Genomic DNA, 26485 nt, shown 5'->3' on the forward strand with positions numbered 1-26485 from the left:
CTGTCGGCGATCGACGTCGACATCTCGGCAGCGCTACGCTGAACGCATCAAGGAAGGCCGCACAACCCACGGTCTTCCGCCAATCGCCCCGCCATGTTCTCTCCACGTCATTCGAAGTTCACGCTTGTGAGGTAACCGTTTGTCCAAGCGACGCGTCGTCATCACTGGTCTGGGCATCGTTTCTCCCGTCGGCTCGCAGGTCGATACGGCGTGGCGTAACGTGCTCGAAGGCAAGAGCGGCATCGTGCCGATCACTCGTTTCGATGTGAGCGCATTTCCCGTGCGCTTCCACGGCGCGGTGGCGGACTTCGATGCTGAGAAATATCTGCCGGCGAAACGGTTGCGGAACATGGATCCGTTCATGCACTACGGCTACGCAGCCGCAGCCGATGCCATCAAGGATTCTGGCATCGTCGTGACGCCCGAGAACGCGCAGCGCATTGGCGTTGCGATGGGCGCCGGCATCGGCGGCCTCGACACCATCGAGGAAAATCACACCAAGTGGATGGAGACCAAGAGCCCGAAGCGCATCTCTCCATTCTTCGTGCCCGGCAGCATCATCAATATGATCTCCGGCCACCTGTCCATCGATTTCAAGCTCACCGGGCCGAACATCGCCACGGTGACCGCCTGCACGACCTCGACTCACTCGATCGGTCTGGCGATGCGCCTGATTCAGTACGGCGACGCCGATGTGATGATCGCAGGCGGCGGTGAAATGGCGACGACGCCGCTGGGCCTCGGCAGCTTCTGCCAGGCGCGTGCGTTGTCGACTCGCAATGACAATCCGCAGGCGGCGAGCCGTCCGTGGGATAAGGATCGCGACGGCTTCGTGCTGTCCGATGGCGCCGGCTCCGTGGTGCTCGAGGAATACGAGCATGCGAAGAAGCGCGGTGCTCGCATTTACGCGGAGCTCGTCGGTTTCGGCATGAGCGGCGACGCTCATCACATGACCGCGCCGCCGGAAGACGGCGAGGGCGCGCGTTTGGCGATGTCGAATGCGTTGAAGGATGCGCAGCTCAACCCGAGCGAAGTGCAGTACCTCAATGCGCACGCGACCTCGACCGAGCTCGGTGACCGTGCCGAAACCATCGCGATGAAGCGCGCGTTTGGCGACCACGCGATGAAACTCGCGGTCAGCTCCACCAAGTCCATGACCGGTCACCTGCTGGGTGCCGCCGGCGTCGTGGAAGCGATCTTCTCGATTCTCGCGATTCGCGATCAGGTCGCACCGCCGACCATCAATCTCGACAACCCGGGCGAGGGTTGCGATCTCGACTACGTGCCGAAGGTCGCACGCCAGATGCCGATCAAGGTGGCGTTGTCGAATTCGTTCGGCTTCGGCGGAACCAACGGCAGCCTGATCTTCAAGAAGCTCGACTGATCAGTGCGCGGCCAGGAGTCGCCCACGTCCATTTCGATCGATAGCGCGCCGTTGATTCAACCCGTCAGCGCCGATTCGTCGGCGCTGTTGGCGTTGCATGCCGCGTTCCCCGAGCGCTATCCCGCACTGTTCGAAAGCGCCGCCGCCGGCAACGCGACCACACGCTTCGACATTCTCTTCGCGTATCCGCAGGACCGCCTCACGTTACAACGCGACGGCGTGATCGATCCTGCCGTCGGCACGGGCGGCTTCTTATCGGCCTTGGATCAATGGTTCGCACGTGAGCGCACCTCGACGCCCACTACCTCGGTGCCATTTACGGGCGGCTGGCTGCTCTATCTCGGCTACGAACTCGCCGGAGAGATCGAGCCGCGATTGCATCTGTCAGCCCCAGCCGCAGGCCCGATTGCCTCGGCGATTCGCGTGCCGGCGGCCATCATTCACGAGCGCAACAGCGGCAAGTCGTGGTTGATCGCCGAAGCCGCGTCTGAATCGCTGTTGGCGCGCATGGCGGACGATCTCGCCCACGTTCCCGCCTTGCGCGCACCGAGCGTGTCGCTGGTGACGGGCGGGGTGAGCGAAGATGCGCCGGATAAGTTCTTGCGAAGTGTCGAGCGGGCGCTCGAGTACATTGCCGCCGGTGATATCTATCAAGCGAATCTCTCGCGTAGCTGGCAGGCGACGCTCAACGCCGGCATCACGCCTCAGCATCTGTATCAGCGATTGCGACAGACCAACCCGGCGCCTTTCAGCGGCATCGTGCAGCTCGACGGCATTACGGTCGTCAGCTCATCGCCCGAACGCCTGGTCTCGGTGCGCGATGACCACGTGTCCACGCGGCCCATTGCCGGCACGCGTCCACGAGGCCAGACTGCCGCAGACGACGTCGATCTCGCGCGCGAGCTGCACGCTCATCCGAAGGAGCGGGCCGAGCACGTGATGTTGATCGACCTGGAACGCAATGACCTGGGGCGAATCTGCGAAGCGGGCACCGTGAAGGTCGACGAGTTCATGACCATCGAGTCGTATGCGCACGTCCATCACATTGTTTCCAATGTGAGCGGCACGCTGCGGCCCGATGCAACGCCGGGCGATGTGCTGCGCGCGGTGTTCCCGGGCGGCACGATCACCGGCTGTCCCAAGGTCCGTTGCATGGAAATCATCGCCGAGCTCGAAGGCGTCGCGCGCGGCGCGTACACCGGCTCGTTCGGTTATCTGAACCGCGATGGCAGCATGGACCTGAACATCCTGATCCGCACGCTCGAAGTCGCGGGCGATCGGCTCACATTGCGGGCCGGCGCCGGCATCGTGGCCGACTCGATTCCCGAGCGTGAGCTTGCGGAGACGCGTGCGAAGGCTCGCGGCGTGCTGCGAGCGTTGGGCTCGGATGCCGAAGGGATCGGCGCATGAGCCTCGCCATGCTCATCAACGGCCAACCCTCGCAGCAGATTCCGGCCGACGATCGTGGCTTTCAATATGGCGATGGCTTGTTCGAAACCGCGTTGCTTGTGAAGGGGCGCGTGCGTTTCATCGACGATCATTGTCAGCGGTTGTTCACCGGCTGCGCACGCCTCGGGATTGCACCGCCCGATCGAGCGACGTTGCTGCGTGAGATCGCGCAAGTCACGGCCGGCGCCGATCGCGGCGTGCTCAAGATCATCGTGACCCGAGGCTCGGGCGGCCGCGGATATCGGCCGAGCGGCGCGATGTCGAGTAATCGTGTCGTGGCCCTGCATCCGTTCAATCAATCGCCGCACGGAGCGCTCCGCTTGCGCTGGTGTGACATCCGCCTCGGACGCAACGCCCGGCTTGCGGGTATCAAACATCTGAATCGTCTCGAGCAGGTGCTAGCGCAAAGTGAGTGGCGCGAAGGCGAGGCCGACGAAGGCTTGATGCTCGACACCGAGGGCGAGGTGGTGTGCGCGACGTCGGCCAACGTGTTCGTCGTGCGCGAGGGCGCCTTGATCACACCGGATCTGCGCTTCAACGGCGTGCAGGGCGTGATGCGCGCTCAAGTGATCAAGGCCGCCGCGAAACTCAAGCTTGCGGTCAGCGAGGAGCCGCTGTGGCCGCACGATCTGGAAACAGCGAGTGAAGTGTTCCTCACCAACGCGGTGCGTGGCATCCGATCGGTGGCATCGCTCGATGTATTGCAATGGAGCGAGACCAGCGTGGCGACACGGCTGGCGACGGCGTTATCGCTTAGCGACTGAAGGATTTAAGTTGTAATGCGAATCCTGTTTCGGCTGTTCGGTGTATTGATCCTGCTGGGCGTCATTGCGGCCGGTGCGCTCGCCTGGTGGGGCCATCAATGGCTGCAGACGCCCATCGCCACGCTGACCGAACCGAGGGTGTTCGAAGTGCCCAAGGGCGCGTCGCTACGCACCGTGGCGAGCACGCTCAACGACCAGAATTTGCTCGATCAGCCGCTGGTCTTGATCGCGTGGGCGCGCCTCACCAAGCGCGATCATTCTTTGAAGGCGGGCGAATATCAGCTGACGCCCGGGCTGACCCCGATCAAACTGCTCGATCTGCTCAACTCCGGCAACGTCCTGCTCCATGGCATCACGTTCATCGAGGGCTCGACCTTTGCCGATATTCGCAAGGTGCTCGCGCAGTCCCCGGATGTTCGAGGCGAGTACGCCGCGCGCTCGCCCGAAGACATCATGCGTGCGCTCGGCCAGCCCGATCTGCATCCGGAAGGGCAGTTCTTCCCGGACACGTATCGCTTCCCGCGGAACACCACCGACATCGAGCTGCTTGGGATGGCGTTCCGACGCATGCAGCAGGAAGTGAAGACCGCGTGGGAGTCGCGAGCCAAGGACTTGCCGCTCGCCGGTCCCTACGAGGCGTTGATTCTCGCGTCCATCATCGAGAAGGAAACCGCCCTCGATACCGAGCGGGCCCAGATCGCCGGCGTGTTCGTCGAGCGGCTGCGTCGGGGCATGCGGTTACAGACCGATCCCACGGTCATCTATGGCATGATGAACTCGTACGACGGCAACATTCGCCGCACCGATCTGCTGCGGGATACGCCGTACAACACTTACACGCGTGCGGGCTTGCCGCCGACGCCCATTGCATTGCCGGGCCTCGACTCCCTACGGGCGGCGGTGCAGCCGGAAACCAACGGTGCATTGTTCTTCGTGGCGACGGGCAATGGCGACGGCAGCCATTACTTCTCGCGCACGCTGGCGGAGCACAACGCCGCCGTGAAGCGTTATCTGCAGAAGCTGCGCAGTAATCGATGATGCAAGGTAAGTTCATCACCATTGAAGGCGGCGAGGGCGTGGGCAAGTCCACGCAGATCGGACGTCTGAAAGATTTCATCGCCGAGCAGGGCGTTGAAGTGGTGATCACGCGCGAGCCTGGCGGCACGCATCGCGCCGAGCGCATTCGTGAGTTGCTGTTGGAAACGAGCGATGAGCCGATGCCGAGCACTTGCGAGTTGTTGCTCATGTTCGCGGCGCGCTCGACGCACCTCGAGAATGTGATTCGGCCCGCGTTGGCGCGCGGTGCTTGTGTCATTTGCGATCGCTTCACGGACGCGACTTACGCCTATCAGGGCGGCGGTCGCAATCTGCCGGTTGATAACATCGCGACGCTGGAGCAGATGGTGCAGGGGACGTTGCGTCCGGATCTGACGCTGTTGCTCGATGCGCCGCTTGATATCAGCGCGGCGCGTGCGAGCGCGCGGAATGCGGCTGCGGGAACCAGCGATCGTTTCGAACAGGAACGGCGGGAGTTCTTCGAGCGAGTGCGTGCAGCGTATCTTGACCGCGCGCGTCAGGCGCCGAAACGATTCGTCGTGATCGACGCGACGGAAAGTCTGGAAGCGGTGACGGTCGCCATTCAACAGGCCATCGCCGAGCGGCTGCTGAAGTTGCCGGCGCCCTAACCTACACAGTTACCGATCAAGTCATGGCGAAGAAAGAGGAAACAGCCGAGCCGCGAACATTACCGAGCCCACGCTTGTTGCCGTGGCATTCGGAAGCGATCGCGCAGCTCAAACACGCGTGGACCGCAAATCGTTTGCCGCATGCGATCCTCGTGCAGGGCGCCGAAGGCCTCGGCACGGGATCGTTCGCCGCGTGGCTGTCGGCCGCGGTGCTTTGTGACAAATCGGTCGATGGCGTGCTCGACGTGTGTGGCGCGTGCGCGAGCTGCGCGCTCATCAAGGCAGGCTCCCATCCCGATTTGCACTGGGTCGCGCCCGAGGAAGACAAGACTCAGCTCTCGGTCGACCAGGTGCGCGCCGCGTGCGAGAAGCTCTCGAAGACGAGCTTCCGCCAGGGCTACAAGGTCGCCATCATCGAGCCTGCCCATCAGATGACGCCGGGTGCGGCCAACAGCGTGCTGAAGACGCTGGAGGAGCCCTCCAAGGGCAGCTTGCTCGTACTGCTGACCTCGCGCCCCTCGGGCCTGTTGCCGACCGTGCGTAGCCGTTGTCAGAAGCTCTCCATTGCCGGCCCGTCGACCGCCGAGGCCATGGCCTGGCTGCAGAAGGAGGCGGGCAAGGCGATCGCGCCCGCCTTGCTGGAATTTGCCGGCGGGGCGCCGCTCAAGGCGCTGGAATATGCCGACGGCCGCTTCGATGAGCTCAACCAGCACATGCAGAAATCCCTACGCGATCTGTTCGCCGGCGACACGGATGTGACCCAGGTCGCGGCGGAGTGGGGCAACGATGCGCTCATCGACCGGCTGATCTGGCTCGATCTGTGGCTGTGCTCGCTCGCCCGGACGGGGATTGCAGGAACTGACGATCGGGTCACGTTCCCAGGGGGACCTGCGCACTTGCCAAGCCCGTCGCGGCCGTTGAACATAAGCGCGCTGTACAGCATGGTGGACCGCACGCGGACTTTGAAAATGCAACTGGCCCGCACCGCGCTCCAACGCGAGCTGGCCGTGGAATCCTGGCTGATCGCGCTGCTGGAAGCGCTGGCGCCCAACAAGGCGCCGGTGGCACGCGCGAGCTAGCCTCTCTTAACGTCAACGCTAAAGGCCTGGTCGGAAAGATCGCATGGTGATGCGTCAACCCAGCAGCAAGCCCGGTTTGCTGACTCTGACAATCAAGGACAAGAGCGCCTTGTACCTGGCGTATATGCCGTTCGTGAAGAACGGCGGCCTGTTCATTCCAACCAACAGCAATTACCGCCTGGGCGATGAAGTGTTCATGCTGCTGAACCTGATGGGCGAGGACGAGAAGCTGCCCGTCGCCGGTCGCGTGATCTGGATGACCCCGAAAGGCGCGCAGGGCAAGCGCACCGCCGGCATCGGCGTGCAGTTCAGCGAGCAGGATCGCGGCAACACCCAGCGCAAGATCGAAAGCTATCTGGCCGGCGCCCTGGGCGGCGACAAGCCGACCCATACGATGTAACTCATATCGCCCGCAGTGCCGTCACCACCGGCAGACGGGCCGCGCGTAGTGCGGGCAGCAGCCCACCTAACAATCCCATCGCTAGCGCCCACTCGATACCGAGCAAGGCGAGAGAGACGGTCACCGACAGCTCAAAGCTGTAGCCGAGCGGACTCGCGGCGAGTCCATTGAACAGCAGCCAGGCGAGCACGCTGCCTAACAAGGCGCCGGGCAACGCTAGCAGCATCGATTCGATCAGCACCGCAAGAATCACCGGGCCACTCTTGAACCCGATCGCTCGCAACGTGGCGATCTCCCGCTGCCGCGCGTCGACCATCGCGTAGAGAGAATTGACCGCACCGAGCGTGGCACCGATGGCCATGATGGTACCGACGAAATAACTCACGAAGTTGAGGATCGCGTTCAGCGGCTTGAAGGCTTCTTCGATGGCCTCTTTCTCACCTCGCACCTCGAGTCGCAGCCGTGGATCGCTCGTGACGGCCGCTCGAAGCATGTCGAAGTCGGCGGGGGATCGCAGCATCAAGGCGGCTGAGGAATAGGTGGTCCGCGTGAATGCGCTCATCAACGTGGCCGCATCGGCGTACACGATACAGTCCTGCGCGAGCCCCTGATCGAAGTGGCCGACGACCGTCCAGTCGCCGCCGCGAAGCAAACGTTTATCGCCGAGCTCGAAGCCGACGAACTGACGCGTGCAGGCATTGCTCGCGACCAGCTCTGAGAGGCCCGACTGGAAGGGGCGCCCCGCCGTGAAATGCAGCTCCGGCGCGTAATCTCTCAACGCAGCGGTGACGCCCACGAGCGGAAAGTAGATGCGATTGCCCGTCGCGCGCCGACGACCTTCGATCGGCACCATCGACTGGAACACGACGATCGGAACGCCCGCTGCATTCCTGCGCACGCCAGGCAAGCCAAGAATGACCGCAGCTTCTTCCTTGGTGATATTGCCCTGGCCAGGCCGCGTGCCCTTCGTCGTCAGGATGACGCGGTCCGGGCGCACGTTGGCGACTTGCTGCTCGCGAGCTCCCGTTCCCATGGCAAGCATCGAGACCAACGCGCCCACGGCACAGGTCACACCGACGAGAATCGTGAGCGCCGAGCCGATCCGTTGTGGAACGCTCGATAAGTTCACCCGCAGAACGGCCAAGAGCTCTCGGAAGAATTTCATACGCCTACCGGCTGGCCAACGCGGCCACAATGTTCAACCGGGCCGCGCGTGCCGCAGGCACCGATGCGCTGATCAGCGCAACTATCGCGGCACATCCCAAACCGACCGCGACCACTTCAATCGGCATCGACACACCCGGCACGAATCGCGCGGCAAACGGAAATGCGATCAGGGCAAGCGCCAACCCAAACGCCGCAGCCGCGACACAAACCACCGCAGCCTCCGCGAGAATAAAAAGAAACAGCGCGCGGTCCGCGAAGCCGAGTGTCTTCAGCACCGCGAGCTCCGGCATTCGCTCGCGGGTCGATTGCATCATCATCGTGCTGGTCGCAAAGAGCAGCGCGACCAGCACCGCACCGACGATGGCGCGAATCAGAAAGCCCAGATCGCCGATGGATTGCATCTGCACCTGCGCCATCTCTCGCAAGGATTCGGTTTTCGTGGTGTGCGAGGAATTGGCGAAGCGCCGATCGATGGCATCGGCGACGGTCGCGGCCTGCCTCGGATCGACGATGGAAACATTGAAGTGGTTGACGGCGCCCTTGTTGGAGACGCGCGACACATCGAAATAATCGTACTGGATCAGGATCACATCGGTGCCGCCGGCCATGTCGCTATCGGTGTACGTGCCCACGATGTCGAAGGTCCAATCCGCCGAGCCATCGCTCTTCACGACGTTGGTCACCACCGGAATGCGGTCGCCGATTTTCCAGCCGTATTTTTCCAGCAGCGCTTTTCTCACCAGCGTGCCGGTGCGGCTCTTCTCGAAGGCCGCGACATCTTGCGGGGCGACGGTGTAGGTGAATACGGAGAGCCAGTCCTCGTCGGGGCGGATCGCGACGATGCCCATCTGCTGGGTGGGCTTCTGATACATGCCGCCGAACAGCTCCACCGGCACGACGGCCTTGACGCCCGGCACCGACTGGAGGGTCCCGAGCGAGCCGATGGGCAACGAGTCGACGAAACCGAGACTGCTGTGAACGAGCAGCAGATCGGCCCGGGCCTCGCCGATCAATTGCTCGACGCCCGTTTTCATACCCTGGAGCACGCCGAACAGCGCGAACGCGACCCCGACCTGAAGAAAGATCAGCAGGCTACGGGCCGGCTTGCGACAGATCCCGGACCAGATGAGCGGCAGAAATCGCATGCGGTGGGACGACCTCCGACATGGATGACCGAATCAAGCTATCGACGCGGGCGCCTCGCTTGCGGTTTCAGCAAGCGCCAACTTCGCAAGAAACGCTCAGCGCTTCACATCCGCGGCGCCGAGGCCGCCTTTCAACACCGACGCATTCAAGTCGCGCTCCGCGAGGATGTATGCCGCCGCCGAGCTGCGCCGGCCCGTGTCGCACACCACGACGTAGTGCACATTCGGGTCCAGGGACTTCAACTTCAGACGAATGAAATACAGCGGCAGGTTGAGCGCGCCTTCCATGTGGAAGGTCTCGAACTCGCTCGGCAGGCGCACGTCCAGCCATTTGCCGCCCCTGGCGACGATCTCCTTGGCCTGCTCGAAGCTCACCCAATGCAACATCGGCTCGTTCAGCAGCTTGCGAAAATCGTCCTTCGCGAGCCGCATCAGCGCGCCGTCGGTGAGCATGGTGATATTGGCATTGCGCTTCGCATCGGCGATCAGCGCTTCTTCGCCGAAGGTGTCGCCCATGCCGAGCTCGGCCAGCTTGATGCCGGCTTTGTTGAGCGGCGTCTCGCGCGTCACCAGGCATTTGCCTTTGACGATCACGTAGAAGTAATCGCCATCGTCGCCTTGCTTGATGATGACGTCGCCGGCCTTGGCTTCCAGGCGCTGCATGCGCATGAAGATGGCCTGGATGTTGGCGGGCGGAATGCGATGAAACGCCTTGGTCTGTAACAGCGTCGTCATCCAGTCGTCACTCGCGGGCGCCTGCTCGTTGGCGCTGCTCAGCTCGCCGACTTCGTAGGAGCCGGTCTGGTCCCAGGTCAACATCATGTCGAGCATGTCGCTGTCGATGGCGATGAATTCGACGCGCTCGGAAACCGCACGCGCGCTGTAGCGTCGCGGCGTGAAAGGAGCGAGGGGATTGCGGGCTTCGGGAGAGCCGGCACGCAACACGGCGACGCTACGATCGTCCTTCAGCAACTCGAGGACGCCGCTCACCAGGTAATACGTGCGCTTGTCGCTATCGCCTTCCTTGAACAACAAGCGTCCCGCGGACAGCTCGCGGAGCACGGTCTTGCGCGCCAACGTCTGCAGGTTCTCGGGTTTTAATCCGTCGAGCGGGGAAAATGACCGAAGCAGGCCAAGATCGAGCGGCTTGCTCTCCATGTGTCTCCAATGTGGAAGGGATCGGTTGCCCGAGCAACGCCTCGTCCGGCGTCACAAGATCTGCCGGGGATGGTAGCACAGGCGATTTGTCGGTAAGACCGCGCTACCGGCCGCGATCAGCGCACTAAATCCCAGCCTTCGTCGGGTGCAAATCTGTCACCGTGGACTCTTTGTAATTCTTGTAACCGGGCGACCACGGCGTCGACACCGCGCGCACGGGCGTATTGCAAAGGACCGCCTCGGAACGGCGCGAAGCCCGCACCGAAGATCACACCGGCATCGATGAGGTCGGCATCCTCGACAATGCCTTGCCGCAGCACCGCGACCGCCTCATTGACCAGCGGCAGCAGCAAGCGATCCTGCAAATCGTCCGGCGCACTCTGGCCGATGACCGGCGGTTTCACCGGCTTGTCGTTCTGCCACACATAGAAGCCTTCGCCGCTTTTCTTACCGAACTTCTTTTGCGAGAAGGGCGTGGCGAGCACCGCCGGCACGTCCGCGCCAGTCTCAAAAAAGACTTTACCCACGCTCATGACCACATCGAGACCGACCACGTCGGCCAGCTCGATCGGGCCCATGGGCATGCCGAACGCTTCGGCGGCCCGATCGATGAGGGCGAGCGGAATGCCTTCCTGCGCCGCGCGCACGGCCTCGCTCAAATAGGGCATGAGCACCCGATTCACCAGAAATCCCGGGGCGCTGTGACAAGGAATCGCGAGCTTGTCGATCTGCCGTGCGAACCCGAGACCGGCTTGCACCTGCTTCGGATCGGTGTTCTGCGCTTGAATGACTTCGACCAGCGGCATGCGCGAGACGGGATTGAAGAAGTGCAGGCCGATGAGTCGCTGAGGTTGCGCCAGTTTCTCGGCCAGCTGCTCGAGCACGATGCTCGAGGTGTTGGTCGCGAGGATCGCATTGGGCTTCAGCTGCGGCTCGACGCGCGCGTACAGCTCACGCTTCGCATCCAGATTCTCGTAGATGGCCTCGATCACGAGATCCGCTTGCGGCACGCCCGCGCCCGGCACGTCGGCCTGCAAGCGGCTCATCACTTCATCGCGCTTGGTCTGATCCGGATAACGTTTCTCGAAGAACTTCCGGGCGCGCTCCATCGCGGGCGCGACGTATTTTTCCTCGCGATCCTGCAACGTCACCGTGAGCCCACGCGCCGCGCACCACGCAGCGATATCGCCGCCCATCACGCCAGCACCGACGACATGCACATGTTTGATCGGCTCGCCGCCGCTCTTGCCCGCGGATTTCAAACGCTCCTGCAAGAAGAACACGCGCACCAGATTGCGCGAAGTCGGCGTGCACAGCAGATTGCCCATCGAGCGCGCTTCAGCGTCGTAGGCGCGTTCGCCCGAGGCGCCATAGTCCTGCCACAGCTCGATCAGTTTGTAGGGAGCAGGGTAGTGATCCGGGCGCGCACGCTTCGCGACCTGCGCACGCATCTGGCCGGCAAGGATGGGGCGCACGAACCCCAGGTTCATCAGGCGATGCTGGAAGGACATCGTCTTCGCAGGCGGTGGGCTCAGCGCGATCTGCCGGGCGACGTCGCGCAGCTGCGCCGGGGGCGCGAGCTTGTCGACCAGGCCCATCTGCAGCGCCTGCTTCGGGCGGATATGCCGACCGGTGAGCATGAGGTCCATGGCGGCGATCGGGCCGGCCAGCTGAACGGCCCGCACCGTGCCGCCCAAGCCCGGATGCACGCCGAGCTGCACTTCCGGAAAGCCCAGGGTCACGGAAGGGTCGTCGGCTGCTACGCGATAACGGCAGGCCAACGCGACCTCCAAGCCACCGCCGAGCGCAAACCCATTGATCGCGGCGACGGTGACGCAGCGGAGGGCGGCGAGCTTGTCGACCACCTGCTGACCCTGCCGGATCATCCGATAGGCGGCCTCCGGCGAATCGATACCGACGAAGCCTTTGATGTCGGCGCCGGCGATGAAGCCATTCTTGGCCGAGGTGACGATCAAGGCCTTCGGCGGCGTGCGGGACAGGGCATTGAGGATGACGTCGAGCTCTTCCATCACCTCGCGCGACAGGCTGTTCACGGCCGCGTTGGCCTTGTCGATGATCAACCAGGCGATGCCGTTGGCTTCGGTCTCCAAACGCCAATGGGCGGCGCCGCTGGCAGCGGCCGAGGCTTCGGTCATGGTCGACTCCCGCAGTTGTTGTTCAAGTTCGCGGTCGGATATTGAAGTCGCAGATCAAGGGCCGGTGATCGGAAAAACGCACGTCCGGCACGTCGAAATGGGTCACCTCGATGCCGTTGGAATACAGCACGAAGTCCAGCTCCTTGCGCGGCTTGTGGCTGGGGTAGGAGGGCAGCCCCAGGCGGTTCGCGCTCTTCAGGCCCGAGGCTTCCATGAACAGGTAGATCTCATGGTCGCCCCAGAAGGTATTGAAGTCGCCGGCCACGATCACGGGCTTGCTGGCGCGCTTCACCAGCTCGTGCAGATGGCGCAACTGATCGTGGCGATGGCGGAACTTGAGCGATAGGTGCACCAGGAAGATGGCGCATTCCTCGAGCTCCAGCTCGATGATCAGGCGCTTGATGCCGGTCTCGAAGTAATGGAAGCGCTCGCCCTCGACGCGCGGCGCCGCGAGGAACGCGTTGCCCTGCTTGCGCACGATGGGCATCAACTGGTTGATCGAGGCCGTGCCGTACTTGCACTGGTAGGTCGAATAGTGGCCGAGCGAATCGGCGATCTGCTTGGCCTGGTTGACCAGCCCGGAGCGGATCGAGCCGGTGTCGATCTCGATCAGCCCGACCAGGTCCGGATCGAGCGCTTTGAGCCAGTCGGTAATGCCGTTCAGGACGCGCGTGTTACTGCGGAGGTAGCCTGCGCCGGGCACCGGCAAGTGGAAGGCCGGGCCGAAACCGGTGGCATACCGGATGTTGTACAGAACGAAGCGCATCGTGTTGGCGTGAGCTCAAACCATCGGCTGGGAGCGCGGGCCGGCGCATTCTACAGCAGCATTATGGATTAGAATGGCCTCATCATCGCGGCGGGAGCCAGCCAAGTGGGCAGCATTTCTCAACACAATCCGGTGCGGCTGTTCGTCAGTCATGCGTTCGAGCCCTCGGACGATTATCACCGCGTGTTCGAGTATCTGGAGAGTTCGCACAACTTCTACTACCGCAACTGTAGCAATCCGGAGCTCGCCACCAGCTCGCGCGAGGCAATGAAGGAAGAATTACGCAAGCAGATCAACCTGGCCGAGGTGGTGATCGTGCCCGCGGCGCTGTACCAGCGGCATCGGGAGTTGATCGACTTCCAGTTGAATTGTGCGAAGGGCTTCGAAAAGCCGGTCATCGTGCTGGAGAAATTCGGCGTCAAGGAGAAGCTGCCGGTGCAGCTCGAGGCGCTCGGCGATGAAATCATCGAGTGGAACGAGCGCTCGCTTGCGGACGCCATCCGCCGGCAGGCCCGTCACGAGGACACGGCCCGCTGGGACACCATCGAGTTCAAGCTGGACTGACTCGCTAGTCCTCGCCGACCGCGCGCAATTTCGGTGCACGTTGGGCCGCCTGTAGGCGGGCCAGCACACCCAGCATGCCGACGATGCGGACCGCGCAGCCGCCGGCTTCCGAATCGGACATCTTGCGGACAGTCGCCTGAATGGCCGTTTCGCCCTTCATCGGGCGGACACAGCACATGGCGGAGGACAAAGAGGTGTACTCGTCGCGGATCTCCCGCGGCAGCTCTTCTTCTTCCAGATCGGCAAGGTGCTCGCGAAAAGCTTCGGCCAACCGATGCTTGATCGGCCCGGCGGAGGCAAGCACAACCGTAGCGGCGAAAAAATTCTCCCAGGCGCTGCTCATTCAACTGACTCCCGGATGGGTTAGCCGCTGATGGCGCCAAGGATCAAGTCGATCGTTCCAGCAACAACAACGGCGAGCGATAGCTGAGAAGTTAACTCAGTCGCCCGGCGGCATTTCTGTGTCCGCTCAAGCGTCTATGGCCGGAATATACTCCAGCGACTTCGAAAGGCAACGGCCCTGCGAGAGTTTTTTGGCAGCGCGACTGGCTTTGTTACGGAATGTGGTCGCTTTGCTTAGGTAATGCTCTCCTACAGGTCAGCGAGAAGCGCAGCCGCCTCAATATGATGCCTATGCGCAGCCGGTTTCCGGCCTTGAGTGAATTACACTCGTCCACATCTAAGAGGTTTCGGAACGCATTCATTTCGAGGGTGACAATGGCCACAGGTTGGGCCGGCGACGGCGCAGTTCAGGATCAGATCGACGCGACGGTGAAAGACGCCGTGGAGCGCGCCAAGAGCCTGTTGCCCGCAGGTCCGAGCCTGACCCATTGCGCCGAGTGCGGAGCCGAGATTCCCGAAGCCCGCCGCAAGGCCATTCCGGGCGTGCGCCTGTGTATTCCTTGCCAGGAAGCCGACGACAAAGAAAACGGCGCGTTCAGCGGCTACAACCGACGCGGCAGCAAAGACAGCCAGCTGCGCTGAGCGCGAGTTAGAAACATCCGCCTTCGACGATGCCCGCCAGCGCTCGCGCATGAGTCGCGAGTCCGCTGGGTCGATCGTGCATGAACGATTCTTCGCCGCGCGAGAGCGTCGGCCAAAAGGAAACGAGTATGCGCGACCCCAGTGGCAGAATTTTGTGCCAGAGGCGTTAAGCCCGCATTAAAAAAACCTGAATCTGGCGCAGGAGTACAACGAACATGGCGCAGCCCCTTGGTAGAGGCTCATTTCGACGCAGGCATCTGACCGCTGTTACCACCTCGACACTGCTGATCTTCGGTGTCTCCCAAGCCCAGGATAACGGGCAGAGCGCGGGCGATGAATCGGCCGTCGCGCTCCAGGAAATTGTCGTCACCGGCTCACGCATTCGCCGCTCGGACACCGCGACTGCCGCCCCCATCACGGTCGTCGATCAACAGGCCCTCGCAGATCGCGGCTTCACTCAAATCGGCCAGGCCTTGAACGAGACGACGGCCAACACGCCGGCCCGTCCACTGTCACCGCTCAACGGCGAAAGCTCCGGCGGCGGTGAGCAATATCCCGCGCTGTTCGGTCTCGGTGCGGGCCGCACGCTGACCCTGGTGAACGGGCGACGTTACGTGACTTCCTCCGGCAGCTTCAGCAGCGCCGGCTTCGGCAGCAGCACCAACGACAGCGTCGTCGACACCAACATGATTCCGATCGGCCTGCTGAAGAGCGTCGAGATCGTGCAGGGCGGGGGCGCGGCGGTGTATGGCTCGGACGCGATGGGCGGCGTCATCAACTACATCTTCAAAGACGACTTCGAAGGCTTGGAGTTCGATGCGCAGTACGGTCAGTCATCGCGCGGCGATTATGAGTCGCCCAGTGCCCGCGTCACTTGGGGCACGAACTTCGCGGACCGCGGTAACATTGCGGTCAACGTCGAATGGTCACGCACCGAGCCGCTGTATCCGACCGATCGTCAGCACGCGACGCGTGCGCTCGTGTCGATGGCGAATCCTGCAAACAACGGCAACAACGATGGCCGCCCCTCGGTGCTGCCGGTCGTCGATCCGCACTTCTGGGAATTCAACGAAGCGGGCGTGCTGTTCGCGCCGCCCAATCCCACCGGCTTTCCGAATCGTTTCTTCATCACGACCGATGGCACGCCGTATGGGTCCGGTGGCACAGCGGCACAATTCAACGCCGCGGGCACGGCATTGACCGGCTATAACCCCGGCACCTTCCCGAGCCCCGGTCCGTCGATTCCGTTCTCGAGCGGTGGCGACGGTTACAACTACAAAGATCTGATGGCGCTCTACAGCGGCGTCGAGCGAACGGCCGCGAATCTCATCGGTCACTACGATCTGAGCGACAGCGTTCGTCTGTCGACCGAATTGATGTATGCGACGGTTGAAGGCGAAGACCCGCGCGCCTCGATTCCCTCCAACACGATTTTGAATGGCGCGGCGACCGGCTCGGGTGCGATCACGATCTCGGGCTTGAATGCGTTTCTAACGCCCGAGGCTCGCACGGCCATCATCAATTCGTTGAACGCCAATCCCGCGCTCGCGACGATCTTCGGACCCAACTCGGGCTTCGCGTGGGCCGCGGGTGCGCCGATTCCAGTGTCGCTGTCGAAGAGCTGGGCCGATTTGATTCCGTCGATGGCGGGTGAGCGCGAAGTCGACACCGTGCGCGCGTTGGTCGCGTTACAGGGCGACTTCACTGTTGCCGATCGCGAGATGTATTGGGAAGTGTCGGCGAGTCATGCCGAAGTCGATGGCAGCATTCGGATGTGGGGCGTGTGGCAATCGCGATTCGACAATGCGATCAACTCGCGGCTGGTCAACGGCACGGCCGTGTGCGCCATCAATGCGGATGCGAATCCCGCCAACGACGACACCTCGTGCGCGCCGATCAATCCGTTCGGTGTCGGTACTGTCAGCGATGCCGCTCGCAACTATGTGAGCACGCGCTTCGGCCAGGACTACACCAACACGCAGAGTGACTATCTCGCGACCTTGGGTGGCGATGTGGTCACCATTCCGGCGGGCGTCGTGCGCTTCAGCGTGGGCTACGAGCATCGCAAGGAAGAGGCGGAGTTCGATCCGCTGGCCGCGGATCAAGCGGGCGTTGGTCGTCTCGGTGTGCCAACGCCGCGGCAGACTGGCGAATACGACACGAACGAGTTCTCGGCCGAGTTGTTGATTCCGCTTCTGGGCGGAGAGTTCTCATTCCCTGGCGCAGACGCGGTTGAGTTGAGCGGCGCGTTCCGCACCGTCGATCATTCGCTCGCAGGCTCGGAGAATGTGTGGAGCGCAGGCCTGCGCTGGACCATCGTGCCGGACATCACGCTGCGTGGCTCACGTAGCCGCAACTTCCGCGCACCGAATCTCACCCAATTGTTTGCACCCCAACAGGTCTCGTTGGGCGCGATCTCCCGTGATCCGTGCGACGCGGACCGTATCGCCGACGGCACCAACCCCGCCGTGCGCTTGGCAAACTGTCAGGCCTTGTTCGCCGCACATCCGGAATGGGGACCGCTCGGCTCGTTCCAGGATCCGAACGAAAACTTCTCCGGCGCGCTGATCACCACCGGCGGCAATCCGAATCTGGAGAACGAAACCTCCGACACAGTGAGCTACGGCTTCATTCTGCAGCCACGCTTCGTCCAGGGCCTGACGCTGATCGTGGATCGCATCGAGATCGATCTCGAGAACGGTCTGTCGTACTTCGAGCCGTTGAACTTCCTCGCCACCTGTTTCGACTCGTCGCCGCAACCGGCGGACATCTGCGCCATCTCACAGCGCAACGAACAGGGCCACGTGATCTCCAGCGCAGCGATCACCTACAACGCGGGCTCGATTCGCTTCCACGGCGAGACCTACAACCTGAACTACGCATTCCCGCTGGGTGAGGGTGCGCGTTGGGGCGATCTGTCGCTTGCGGTGGAAGCCACGCACGTCAGCCTGCTGGAAACATCGGTCACCGGCGTCGATCTGACACGCACGGACGGCACGGCGGCGCAGCCCGATTGGCGCTCGCGATTCGATGCTCGCTACACGTTCGGCCCGTTCCGCTTCGCGTACTCGCTGAATTATTTGCCCTCGGTGAGGAGCACCAACACCTCGACGATCGAGACCACGCTGTATCCGATCCTGGATGCGAACTATCGACACAACGTCTCGGCGCAGTACGATTTGACCGAGCAACTGACGGTGCGTGCGGGCGTCGAGAATTTGACTGACGAGATGCCCTCGTTCCCCAGCACCGCCTATGGCGATATCCTCGGCCGTCAGTACTACATGGGCGTTCACGCGAAGTTTTGAGAATGAAACAATTGAGCATTGCGCGCACGGTCGCGGTGTTGCTGGCCTTCGTGGCCGGCACACCGCTCGCAAGCCACGGGGCTGAAGCGGAGGCGCGCCGCTTCGCCTCCAATCATCAAGGCGTGTTCGGCGGACAGAAGCTGCGCTATTCCGCAATCGTCGAGGAGAACTTCATCACCGACGCTGCCGGCAAACGCACCGCCAGCATCTTCACGACGAGCTACATCCGCACCGACGTTCCGAAAGGCACGCAGCGGCCCGTGATATTTGTATTCAATGGCGGTCCGGGCTCGGCCTCCATCTGGCTGCACATGGGCTACGTCGGCCCGCGTCGCATCGACTTCAAGGATGTGGTGAAGCCGGAGACCGCGCCGCCCTTCAACACCGTCGACAATCCCGACAGCCCACTCGATGTCGCGGATATCGTGCTCATCGATCCGGTCGGTACGGGCTTCAGTCGCATTCTGCCGGATGGCAAACCGGAGCAGTTCTACGGCACCGCGCAGGATGCGAAGGTGACGGTGGATCTCATTCAGCGTTGGACTCGACAGAACGAGCGGTGGAACGCGCCAAAGTTTCTGCTCTCCGAAAGCTATGGAACGATTCGCGCCGCGGTGGTCGCAAGACTTCTCGCGGGTGGACCGATGGAGACCGGCTCGATGGAAGGCATCACGCTCAGCGGCGTGATTCTGCTCGGGCAGGCGATGGATCTGGGCGGATCCGCCGGAGATGACGGTCGTTATCTCAACACGCTACCGACGCTCGCAGCCACAGCCTGCTATCACGGCAAAGTGACGGGATGCACAGCGGCTGGACAGGTCGAGGCCGCCAACAAGTTCATCAGCGAGGAATATCTGCAGGCATTGCACGCAGGCTCGCGATTGACCGATGCTCAGCGCGACTCCGTGGCAAACCGGCTTGCGACGCTCACTGGGCTGACGCCTACGGTGGTGCGTGAGAACAACTTGCGCATCAATGCCGGCGAGTTTGCTCGATCGTTGCTCGCGGATCAGGGCAAGGAGATCGGCATGTACGACGGTCGTTACACCTTGCCCTTAGCTGCCAGCGGGAAAGATCCGGTCGCTGACGATCCTGCGATGGGCCAATACGTGCCGGGCTTTGTTGCCGCTTACAACATCTACGCACGCAAGGATCTTGGCGTCGCCATCAATGACGAGTACCAGCCCATCGCATTTCGCGCGGTGAATGGGCCTTGGGACTACGGTCGCGGCCCGGGTGGCGGCGCCGACAAGAACTTCGCCACCGACCTTGCGGTCGCCATGCGGCGTAATCCACAACTGCGGCTCATGGTGGGCACCGGCTACTATGACTTGGTGACGACCCTCGGCGCGGCGGACTACACAGTCGCGCATGCCGGCATCCCACTGGAAGCGACACAATTTCATCTGTATCCGTCCGGGCACATGCCTTATCTGGGCACCGAGGCACGCGAAGCGCTTGCTAAAGATGTTCGCGCGTTCGTTGCCGGAGCGAAGAAATAGATTGATGTCGAGTTGTAAGTTCATTGCCCTCGCAGGCTCGATAGCAGCGCTCGCATTCGTCACTGCGTGTTCGACCGCACCGACGAAGCCTGCCGCAGCGTCTGCGGCGCCTCGGGTTGTGCCTCCAGGGCTGGATCCGGCTCAGCGGCCGGATCCGTTCGCTTCGACGTATCAACCGGTCGCCGCTCCCGCAGTCGCGATCATCAACGCGACAGTGCTGACCGCGACCGGTCCACGCATCGACGGCGGTTCGGTGTTGATTCGCGATGGCAAGATCGCGGCGGTCGGTCGTGACATCGCGATTCCAGAGGGCACGCGCGTGATCGACGCCGCCGGTCGCTGGGTCACGCCCGGCATCGTCGATCCTCATGCTCATATCGGCTCCGGCTCGAGCCCCGGCGCCGCCAATGGCGAAGGCGGCAATGAAACCGGCGCGACCGCCGGCGGCATCTGGATCGAACATGCGATCTGGCCGCAGGACCCGATGTTCGAGCGCGCCCGGGCCGCGGGAGTCACGACGTTACAAATATTGCCGGGCTCCAGCACGTTGTTTAACGGTCGCACGGTGATTTTGAAGAACGTGAGTTCGACCAGCACTCAGGGAATGAAATTTCCCGGCGCGCCGTCCGGATTGAAGATGGCGTGCGGCGAGAACCCGACCGGCGGCCCGGGACGACCGGCCACGCGCGCAGGAAACATGCTCGGCTATCGCACCACGTTCATCGCCGCGGCGGAGTACGCGCAAAAGTGGGCGGACTATCATCAACGCGCCAGTGGCGATCCGCCGAAGCGGGACCTGATGCTTGAAACGGTTGGCGCGGCCTTGCGCGGCGACATCAAAGTTCATATTCATTGTTATCGCGCCGACGAGATGGTCCAGATGATCGACCTCTCGCACGAGTTCGGCTTTCACATCGCCGCGTTTCATCACGCCACCGAGGCATTCAAGATCGCACCGCTGCTGGCGCGGGAAAAGATCGCCGTCGTAACGTGGGCGGGCGATTGGTCCGGCTACAAGATGGAAGCCTACGATTCGATCATGGAGAACGCCGCATTCGTCGCCAAAGCCGGCGGCGTAGCGGCCATGCATTCCGACAACGTGATGTTGTTGCAGCACCTGAATCACGAAGCGGCGCGTGCGATGACTGCAGGACGCGAGGCGGGCTTGGGCACGACGCCTGAAGAGGCGATCCGTTGGCTCACCCTCAATCCGGCGCAGATCATCGGCGTCGCGGACCGCACCGGCTCGCTCGAACCCGGCAAGATGGCGGACGTGGTGCTCTGGAGCGCTGATCCCTTCAGCGTGTACTCGACGCCGGATCTGGTGTTCATCGACGGGGTGCTGGTGAGTGATCGCGCAGCGCCGTCGCAATCACCTGCCTCTGATTTCGAGCTGGGCAACGTGAGACGCCCGATTTCACCCGCACGGCCAGCGCCTGAAGGGCTCGGGAGCACGCCATGATGTTGCTCAGAGCACTGCTACTGTCCGTATTGGCGGCGACGGCGCACGCCGAAACCATCGCCATCACCAACGCTCGCATCCTGACGATGGGCGCCGCCGGTGACATCGATAACGGCACTGTCCTCGTTCGCGATGGAACGATTGCGGCGGTCGGCAAATCCGTCGCCGTGCCGAGCGACGCACGCGTCATCGACGCCAAGGGTCAGATCCTCACGCCCGGCATGGTCGCGACGGTCACGCCGCTTGCGATCAACGACACGATCGGCTCGGGCTACGCCGGTCGTGCTTCCACCAATCCCACGCTCAGCGCGGCCTTCGATGTTTCCTACGACGTCGTGCCTACCTCTCCCCAGATTGGCGAGGCGCGCATTGAAGGCATCACCCGAGCGGTTGTCGCGCCGAACGCACCGGGCGGGCCGAATGTGACTCGGATTTTCGGCGGTCAGGTCGGGATCATTCACTTGGGCGACGCCGCCGATCTCACGGTCAAACGTCATGCCGCCATGTTTCTCGACACGGGCGAGCAGGGCGAGGCCGTCGCGGGGGGCGGGCAGGGCGCGTTGCAGGTTCGGCTTCGCCAAGCGTTCGCCGACGCGCGTGCCTTCGCGAAGAATCGCGGTAGCTTCGATGTGGCACGCCTGGAGGAACAATCGCTCTCTCGTGCCGATCTCGAGGCGTTGATTCCAGTCGTCGAAGGTCGCCAGCCGTTGCTGGTCGAAGTCGATCGCGCCCCTGACATTCATAACATCCTCACGCTGGCGCGCGAGCAGAAGATCAAAATCATTCTTTCTGGTGCCGCCGAGGCATGGATGCTGGCCGATGAGATCGCGGCCGCCCAGGTGCCGGTGGTGCTCGATGCCGAAGAGAATCAGGCCTTCACCTTCGAGAGCCTGAACGCTACGTACGAGAACGCCAGAATCCTGCATGACGCCGGCGTGCTGATTGCGTTCAAGCCCAGCGTCGCCCGCATCGTGTTCCTGATCCGCACACCGCGATTCATCGCGGGGCGCACAGCGCGCTTCGGTATTTCACCTCACGATGCGTTGGCGGCCATCACCATCAACCCCGCCCGCATCTTTGGCTTCGCCGATCGCTTCGGCTCGGTCGAGAAGGGCAAGGACGCGGATCTGGTGCTCTGGAGCGGCGACCCGCTGGAAACGACGACCGTGGCACGGATGGTGATGATCCGCGGCGTCGAACAATCGCTGGCCGCGCGTAACCGTCAGCTACGCGATCGGTATCTCAAGTCAGTGCTCACTCCTTGATCGGACCCTTTTCATGATTCGTATGCGCCTTCCTGCTGCCATTGCGATGGCTACGCTCGCCATCGCCACTTACTCGATCGATGCGTCGGCCGATGCGTCGGCGTCGCCGTTCGGTGCCGTGAATATTTCAGGCCCCATCGTCACCAATCACAAGGGAACGTTTGGCGGCAAACGGGTCAAGTACGAGGCGGTCGTGGAGCCATTCGACGTCACGGATCCGTCCGGCAAGCCGGTCGCACGCCTCGTCTCGACGTCTTATATTGCTAAGGACAGCGACGCATCCGCGCGTCCTGTGCTGTTCGTTTTCAACGGCGGCCCCATCGTCGCCACGACACCGCTGCACATGGGCGCGTTTGGACCGAAGCGCGTCGCGATTCCCGACGACATCAGCGCCGATCCCGCGACCTTCAAGGTCGTCGACAACGTCTATGCACCGCTCGATGTGGCCGACGTCGTGATCTTCGATCCCGCGAACACCGGCTTCAGCCGCACGCTGCCTGGCGTGCCTCCGGAGAGTCAGTTCTCCGTCGTTGCGGACGGCCGGCAGCTGACCGATCTGGTGCAGCAGTGGGCGAAAACTCATCGTCGGTTGTCGTCGCCGAAATATCTCGTCGGCGAAAGCTACGGCACGATGCGAGCGGTGGAGGCGGCCGATCAATTACAAAAGGCGGGCATGCCGCTCGAGGGCATCATGCTGCTCGGCCAGGCGGTCAATATCATCGAGTACGCGCAACGGCCCGGAAACATTCTGAGCTACGTGGTCTCGCTGCCGACCTTGGCGGCGGTTGGCTGGAGTCAGAACGTCGCCGATCGCAAAGGCCGGACGTTCGATCAGTTCATCAAGGACGCCCAGGACTACGGCGCCGGCGAATATCTCAACGTCCTGTTCCTCGGCAACACGGCTGCGCCTGAACGCCGCCAGGCGGTTGCAAAGAAGCTCGAGGAGTTCACCGGGCTTTCGGCACGGACGTATCTTGAGCGCGATCTGAAGATCACCAAGACGCAGTATCAGCAGATGCTGTTCCCGGGCTACGTGCTCGACACCAACGATGCGCGCTACAAGCGGCCGGCGGCGCAGGGCAATCACGATGAGGAGCTTCCTGGCTACGCGTCTCGATATTCACCCGCAGCCATCGAGCACTTTCATAAAGAGCTGAAGGTGCCCGACATCGGGAATTATTTCACCGGCATGCCCACCGCCGGCGCCGGCTTGAATGGCTGGAACTGGGGCCCGAACAAATCGCCGTTCGGCGATTGGCCGTATGTCACTCAGGTTCGCGACGTGATGAAAGCGAACCCGAAGTTCCGCGTGTTCGTCGGCAACGGCTACTACGACACCCAGACGACCATCGGCGCCATGGACTACCTGATTTCACAGGCTGGCTGGCCGATGGATCGTGTGCGGTCCTCGTACTACCAGGGCGGCCATCTGTTCTACACCGTCGAAGCGAGCTTGAAAAAACTCTCCGACGATGTGCGAGCGATGGTCACCCATCAATGGTGAGTGAACCATTCAGCGACGGTCTCGTAGCTCCTTGAGCTGGGCACGAGCCTTGGCGGCGAGCGCAGGCTTGCCGCTCGGCGCCACATCACCGAACGGTTCGAACTCATACATCGCAACGTAAGTGCGCGACGAAGTCTGGGCGTTCACGCCGTCATGGTCGGTGCGGCGGGCCACCAGCGAGTAGGTGCGAGCTCCGTCGTTTGCGATCGGAATGAAGCGGCGATGGTCGTACACCACGCATGTGGGATCGGTCGCGAGGGAACATCCATAGTTCTCCGGGCCTACCGGCGTGTACGTGCGCTGGACAATCAGATCCTGGTCATCGATGAACCAGATCAGCTGAAAGTGGGAATTCTGGCTCCCATCCATGACCTCGACGTTGCCGGCTTCGTCGACGTAATCGTCTTCAATCGAGCCCGTGCCGTCGGCGGCCAGGCGAAAGCCATAGCCCTTGCGCTTGGGCACCGCGACTCCTTCCTCACCGATGCCGAGCGAGTACTGACGACCCACGACGTTGTTTCGAGTCCATGAAAAAGGCTGCTGCGGATCGACCCGGAAAGAAACGCTCGAGCCCACGTTGCGCACACCGGTCGGCAGGGCGAGGTCATACAGAACATCCGTCGTCACATCGTCGATGTTTCGCACCGAGCGGTACTTCGCCACGGTACCGTCCGCAAACGTGGCAGTGACGACTTTACCGCTGGCATCCAATGCCCAGGTGAAGGCCTTGTCGAAAACATGAGTCCTGCCAGTGCCATCGGCATGCAGATCCGCGATATCCGGCATGACCTTCACGGTCAATGTGTCGTCATCGACGTCTGAAGCCGCGTCATACACCCACAGCGTTCGAGTCGAGTCCCGCAGGTCGGACGGCTCGATGGATTGGGTGTTGCTGGCGTCGATGATGGTGCGGGCCACCGTGACGGTCTCGGTTTCTCCCACCGGGCCGCAGTCCCGAGCAGTGATCTCCCGGTCCTCCGTAACTGTCAGAATGTGATCGCTCAACTGCCTCAGGGTCGCGCCTGCAACGTTGTAGCGCAGGGGCAGTTCCTGGACGGTATAGCCGTAGCCTATTGGCAGGCACACCTTGAACTCGGAATCCCACATCTCGACCGGCGTCGCATACGAAATCTCGATGGCACCGTTGGTGACGCTCCACGTCATGTTCCGGTGCCAGGCGCCGGTCGAGACGGTGCCGGTGCCGTTGGCGTTGAATACGTAAGCCACCGCACGATTGATTTGATAGTAGGTGCCGTTTAGATCGTTCGGCAACGTAGTTGCCAGTAGGCTACTCGGCACACTTCCCGTCGCAATCGGCTTGACTACTGTCGGGTCGGTGACGATAGCATTCTGAGTGGCTACGAACATTGCCCGGTCCAGGGAGGACGCTGCGTCCACCAGCTCCTCGCGCACGGCCGTATTGGAGAGTAGGGCAGTCATCGAGGCCTGCCCGTCCGGCATCGGATAATCCTCGGCGTGATCGACCAGCAGCTTGATCGCGGTGGCCAGATCCAGGAGGTCCTGACTGTTCAGGCTCGCGGATAACGTCTGTATCAACGTCTCGCTGGCCACGGTCTGACCGTTGTTGGCTTCTCTCAGCAGCACTGCGAGCGCCGTGGTTACGTTGGTGATCTGAGTGGCGAAATTCTCGGTGCTCGACAGCGTTGCGTCGCTGCCCGCTTGCGTGAGCAACGCTGAGAATGTCCCGAGCAGACTGGTGAACTCAACATACGACTGCGCGCCGACGCCCTTCGCCGTCAACGTCACAAAACCGCCCGTTGCGTCCTGGGCCAGCGAGATTTCCAGCCTGTAGTTGCCGTTTGCGTCAGCATTCGCGGTGAAGGTCTGGCCACCGACTGTGGCCGTCACAACGGCATTTGCAATCGGCGCATCGGTGACCGTACCCGTGAGCGTCAACCGGCTCGTCGTTGTCTGGGGCGGATTGCCAGTAGGAGGAGGCGTCGTGCCGCCACCATTCCCGCCACCGCCACAGCCCGCCAGAATCCCCAACAACACCGCCGTCTGGGCGGCTCGGAAATGATTCATCGAGAAAAGATTCCTGTGTCCGTATCCGTACAAGCTAGGACGCAAGTTTATCTACAGGCACAGCCAGAGTGCGTGACCTGTCACAGGTTTTAATTAGAGCGGCGTTGGAGTTATGTCGATCGCGCGTCAGTGGACCGCAGCGATGTGGACCATGGCCACAATGTCGAGCCCAACGGCGCCACGGGGCTCATGTTGGAGGACTTGGGAGAGCCTTCTCCTGCGCGCCCACGTTGGCGGATCCTCCCAACTGGTCCATGCCGCCTAAACGGCAGGCATGGTGCTAACTTCACTGCTGCTTCATAACATCGCGGCAAATCTCTGCGGCTTTCAGCCGAGCTTCCTGACTGCCATAAGTGAACGGGCCGACGGACGCCAGCGTTCGGTCCATGCATGCCTCGAAACGATCGGTCGCCGCCTCGGCGGCTTTCTCTTCGGGCGTGGTCGCACATCCGCTGAGCGTGAGTACGATGGCGACGATGCGGGCTCGATACATGAAACGTTCCTTGTGTGGCGATGAAACTCAGAGGCTACGGCCGCCGATTGCGTCGTGGCTGTGACGGCGGTCCCACTAGTTGTTCGCGAAGTTTCGTGGCATACGCGCAGCTGCTTCATTGCGCCGCGAACTCGGCGAGCGGTGTGCGGTGGCCAGAACGGCTACGGGAATCACCGTGAAAAATCGAAGCCAGGCCTTTAGCTC

The 26485-nt window shown here is 62.5% G+C and carries 22 protein-coding genes; 14 read left to right on the top strand and 8 right to left on the bottom strand.

What is annotated here, in order from left to right; genetic code table 11:
• Nucleotides 1-139 precede the first annotated feature (139 nt).
• The 7 genes from fabF to ACFPN2_RS00525 are packed head-to-tail and all read left to right on the top strand — an operon-like array spanning nt 140 to nt 6761.
• Nucleotides 140-1384 (top strand): beta-ketoacyl-ACP synthase II, encoded by a 1245-nt coding sequence (gene fabF, locus ACFPN2_RS00495; protein ID WP_380593907.1) that lies wholly within the window; start codon nt 140-142, stop codon nt 1382-1384.
• 51 nt (nt 1385-1435) lie between these two features.
• Nucleotides 1436-2794 carry an aminodeoxychorismate synthase component I gene (locus ACFPN2_RS00500; protein WP_380595257.1) on the top strand — a complete coding sequence of 453 codons (1359 nt, stop codon included), beginning with the start codon at nt 1436-1438 and terminating at the stop codon, nt 2792-2794.
• The gene (pabC, locus tag ACFPN2_RS00505; protein WP_380593909.1) at nt 2791-3597 is read left to right on the top strand and encodes an aminodeoxychorismate lyase; all 807 of its coding nucleotides are present in this window, start codon (nt 2791-2793) and stop codon (nt 3595-3597) included. Before ACFPN2_RS00500 ends, pabC begins: the two co-directional genes overlap by 4 nt.
• 15 nt (nt 3598-3612) lie before the next feature.
• On the top strand, nt 3613-4635 hold the full coding sequence (gene mltG, locus ACFPN2_RS00510) for an endolytic transglycosylase MltG (RefSeq protein WP_380593911.1): 1023 nt from the start codon (nt 3613-3615) through the stop codon (nt 4633-4635).
• Complete coding sequence (gene tmk / locus ACFPN2_RS00515; protein ID WP_380595258.1) at nt 4635-5282, top strand: dTMP kinase; 648 nt, start codon at nt 4635-4637, stop codon at nt 5280-5282. Before mltG ends, tmk begins: the two co-directional genes overlap by 1 nt.
• A gap of 23 nt (nt 5283-5305) precedes the next feature.
• The gene (gene holB / locus ACFPN2_RS00520) at nt 5306-6361 is read left to right on the top strand and encodes a DNA polymerase III subunit delta' (protein WP_380593913.1); all 1056 of its coding nucleotides are present in this window, start codon (nt 5306-5308) and stop codon (nt 6359-6361) included.
• 49 nt (nt 6362-6410) lie between these two features.
• Nucleotides 6411-6761: a PilZ domain-containing protein gene (locus ACFPN2_RS00525; RefSeq protein ID WP_129648570.1), complete on the top strand. Its 351-nt coding sequence runs from the start codon at nt 6411-6413 to the stop codon at nt 6759-6761.
• Between the two features lies 1 nt (nt 6762).
• Here ACFPN2_RS00525 and ACFPN2_RS00530 read toward each other — a convergent pair whose 3' ends face one another.
• From ACFPN2_RS00530 to ACFPN2_RS00550, 5 genes are all read right to left on the bottom strand, one after another.
• On the bottom strand, nt 6763-7926 hold the full coding sequence (locus tag ACFPN2_RS00530; protein ID WP_380593915.1) for an ABC transporter permease: 1164 nt from the start codon (nt 7924-7926) through the stop codon (nt 6763-6765).
• 4 nt (nt 7927-7930) lie between these two features.
• Nucleotides 7931-9073: an ABC transporter permease gene (locus ACFPN2_RS00535; RefSeq protein WP_380593917.1), complete on the bottom strand. Its 1143-nt coding sequence runs from the start codon at nt 9071-9073 to the stop codon at nt 7931-7933.
• Nucleotides 9074-9169: 96 nt separating this feature from the next.
• Nucleotides 9170-10231 carry a cyclic nucleotide-binding domain-containing protein gene (locus ACFPN2_RS00540; protein ID WP_380593919.1) on the bottom strand — a complete coding sequence of 354 codons (1062 nt, stop codon included), beginning with the start codon at nt 10229-10231 and terminating at the stop codon, nt 9170-9172.
• 116 nt (nt 10232-10347) lie between these two features.
• On the bottom strand, nt 10348-12387 hold the full coding sequence (locus ACFPN2_RS00545) for a 3-hydroxyacyl-CoA dehydrogenase NAD-binding domain-containing protein (RefSeq protein ID WP_380593921.1): 2040 nt from the start codon (nt 12385-12387) through the stop codon (nt 10348-10350).
• Nucleotides 12388-12409: 22 nt separating this feature from the next.
• A complete protein-coding gene (locus ACFPN2_RS00550) occupies nt 12410-13153 on the bottom strand; it encodes an endonuclease/exonuclease/phosphatase family protein (protein WP_380593923.1) in 744 nt (247 codons plus the stop codon).
• Between the two features lie 105 nt (nt 13154-13258).
• Here ACFPN2_RS00550 and ACFPN2_RS00555 point away from each other — a divergent pair, with 105 nt between their 5' ends.
• A complete protein-coding gene (locus ACFPN2_RS00555) occupies nt 13259-13717 on the top strand; it encodes a TIR domain-containing protein (protein ID WP_380593925.1) in 459 nt (152 codons plus the stop codon).
• Between the two features lie 4 nt (nt 13718-13721).
• On the opposite strand, the gene ACFPN2_RS00560 is transcribed toward ACFPN2_RS00555, so the two are convergent.
• Nucleotides 13722-14060: a hypothetical protein gene (locus ACFPN2_RS00560; protein ID WP_380593927.1), complete on the bottom strand. Its 339-nt coding sequence runs from the start codon at nt 14058-14060 to the stop codon at nt 13722-13724.
• A 374-nt stretch (nt 14061-14434) separates the two neighbouring features.
• On the opposite strand from ACFPN2_RS00560, the gene ACFPN2_RS00565 reads away from it, so the two are divergent.
• From ACFPN2_RS00565 to ACFPN2_RS00590, 6 genes are all read left to right on the top strand, one after another.
• Nucleotides 14435-14701: a DksA/TraR family C4-type zinc finger protein gene (locus tag ACFPN2_RS00565; RefSeq protein WP_380593929.1), complete on the top strand. Its 267-nt coding sequence runs from the start codon at nt 14435-14437 to the stop codon at nt 14699-14701.
• 215 nt (nt 14702-14916) lie between these two features.
• Nucleotides 14917-18009: a TonB-dependent receptor domain-containing protein gene (locus tag ACFPN2_RS00570; protein ID WP_380593931.1), complete on the top strand. Its 3093-nt coding sequence runs from the start codon at nt 14917-14919 to the stop codon at nt 18007-18009.
• 2 nt (nt 18010-18011) lie between these two features.
• Nucleotides 18012-19511, top strand: a complete 1500-nt coding sequence (locus tag ACFPN2_RS00575) for a S10 family peptidase (RefSeq protein ID WP_380593933.1) — start codon at nt 18012-18014, stop codon at nt 19509-19511.
• A gap of 118 nt (nt 19512-19629) precedes the next feature.
• Nucleotides 19630-20973 (top strand): amidohydrolase, encoded by a 1344-nt coding sequence (locus ACFPN2_RS00580; RefSeq protein ID WP_380593935.1) that lies wholly within the window; start codon nt 19630-19632, stop codon nt 20971-20973.
• On the top strand, nt 20970-22238 hold the full coding sequence (locus ACFPN2_RS00585; protein WP_380593937.1) for an amidohydrolase family protein: 1269 nt from the start codon (nt 20970-20972) through the stop codon (nt 22236-22238). The genes ACFPN2_RS00580 and ACFPN2_RS00585 overlap by 4 nt, the downstream gene beginning before the upstream one ends.
• Nucleotides 22239-22260: 22 nt before the next feature.
• Entirely contained in the window at nt 22261-23742 is a 1482-nt protein-coding gene (locus tag ACFPN2_RS00590; RefSeq protein ID WP_380593939.1) for a S10 family peptidase, read from the top strand.
• A gap of 9 nt (nt 23743-23751) precedes the next feature.
• Here the strand turns inward: ACFPN2_RS00590 and ACFPN2_RS00595 are convergent, their stop codons facing one another.
• Complete coding sequence (locus ACFPN2_RS00595; protein ID WP_380593941.1) at nt 23752-25788, bottom strand: carboxypeptidase-like regulatory domain-containing protein; 2037 nt, start codon at nt 25786-25788, stop codon at nt 23752-23754.
• Nucleotides 25789-26074: 286 nt separating this feature from the next.
• The gene (locus ACFPN2_RS00600) at nt 26075-26281 is read right to left on the bottom strand and encodes a hypothetical protein (RefSeq protein ID WP_380593943.1); all 207 of its coding nucleotides are present in this window, start codon (nt 26279-26281) and stop codon (nt 26075-26077) included.
• Between the last annotated feature and the right edge of the window lie 204 nt (nt 26282-26485).

Origin of the sequence: Steroidobacter flavus (assembly GCF_042651805.1) — a bacterium.
GTDB lineage: Bacteria > Pseudomonadota > Gammaproteobacteria > Steroidobacterales > Steroidobacteraceae > Steroidobacter > Steroidobacter flavus.

Coding starts and splice junctions, on each gene's coding strand:
- pabC (WP_380593909.1), top strand. CDS start 2,791: ATGAGCCTCGCCATGCTCATCAACGGCCAACCCTCGCAGCAGATTCCG.
- mltG (WP_380593911.1), top strand. CDS start 3,613: ATGCGAATCCTGTTTCGGCTGTTCGGTGTATTGATCCTGCTGGGCGTC.
- tmk (WP_380595258.1), top strand. CDS start 4,635: ATGCAAGGTAAGTTCATCACCATTGAAGGCGGCGAGGGCGTGGGCAAG.
- holB (WP_380593913.1), top strand. CDS start 5,306: ATGGCGAAGAAAGAGGAAACAGCCGAGCCGCGAACATTACCGAGCCCA.
- ACFPN2_RS00525 (WP_129648570.1), top strand. CDS start 6,411: ATGCGTCAACCCAGCAGCAAGCCCGGTTTGCTGACTCTGACAATCAAG.
- ACFPN2_RS00530 (WP_380593915.1), bottom strand. CDS start 7,926: ATGAAATTCTTCCGAGAGCTCTTGGCCGTTCTGCGGGTGAACTTATCG.
- ACFPN2_RS00535 (WP_380593917.1), bottom strand. CDS start 9,073: ATGCGATTTCTGCCGCTCATCTGGTCCGGGATCTGTCGCAAGCCGGCC.
- ACFPN2_RS00540 (WP_380593919.1), bottom strand. CDS start 10,231: ATGGAGAGCAAGCCGCTCGATCTTGGCCTGCTTCGGTCATTTTCCCCG.
- ACFPN2_RS00545 (WP_380593921.1), bottom strand. CDS start 12,387: ATGACCGAAGCCTCGGCCGCTGCCAGCGGCGCCGCCCATTGGCGTTTG.
- ACFPN2_RS00550 (WP_380593923.1), bottom strand. CDS start 13,153: ATGCGCTTCGTTCTGTACAACATCCGGTATGCCACCGGTTTCGGCCCG.
- ACFPN2_RS00560 (WP_380593927.1), bottom strand. CDS start 14,060: ATGAGCAGCGCCTGGGAGAATTTTTTCGCCGCTACGGTTGTGCTTGCC.
- ACFPN2_RS00565 (WP_380593929.1), top strand. CDS start 14,435: ATGGCCACAGGTTGGGCCGGCGACGGCGCAGTTCAGGATCAGATCGAC.
- ACFPN2_RS00570 (WP_380593931.1), top strand. CDS start 14,917: ATGGCGCAGCCCCTTGGTAGAGGCTCATTTCGACGCAGGCATCTGACC.
- ACFPN2_RS00575 (WP_380593933.1), top strand. CDS start 18,012: ATGAAACAATTGAGCATTGCGCGCACGGTCGCGGTGTTGCTGGCCTTC.
- ACFPN2_RS00585 (WP_380593937.1), top strand. CDS start 20,970: ATGATGTTGCTCAGAGCACTGCTACTGTCCGTATTGGCGGCGACGGCG.
- ACFPN2_RS00590 (WP_380593939.1), top strand. CDS start 22,261: ATGCGCCTTCCTGCTGCCATTGCGATGGCTACGCTCGCCATCGCCACT.
- ACFPN2_RS00595 (WP_380593941.1), bottom strand. CDS start 25,788: ATGAATCATTTCCGAGCCGCCCAGACGGCGGTGTTGTTGGGGATTCTG.
- ACFPN2_RS00600 (WP_380593943.1), bottom strand. CDS start 26,281: ATGTATCGAGCCCGCATCGTCGCCATCGTACTCACGCTCAGCGGATGT.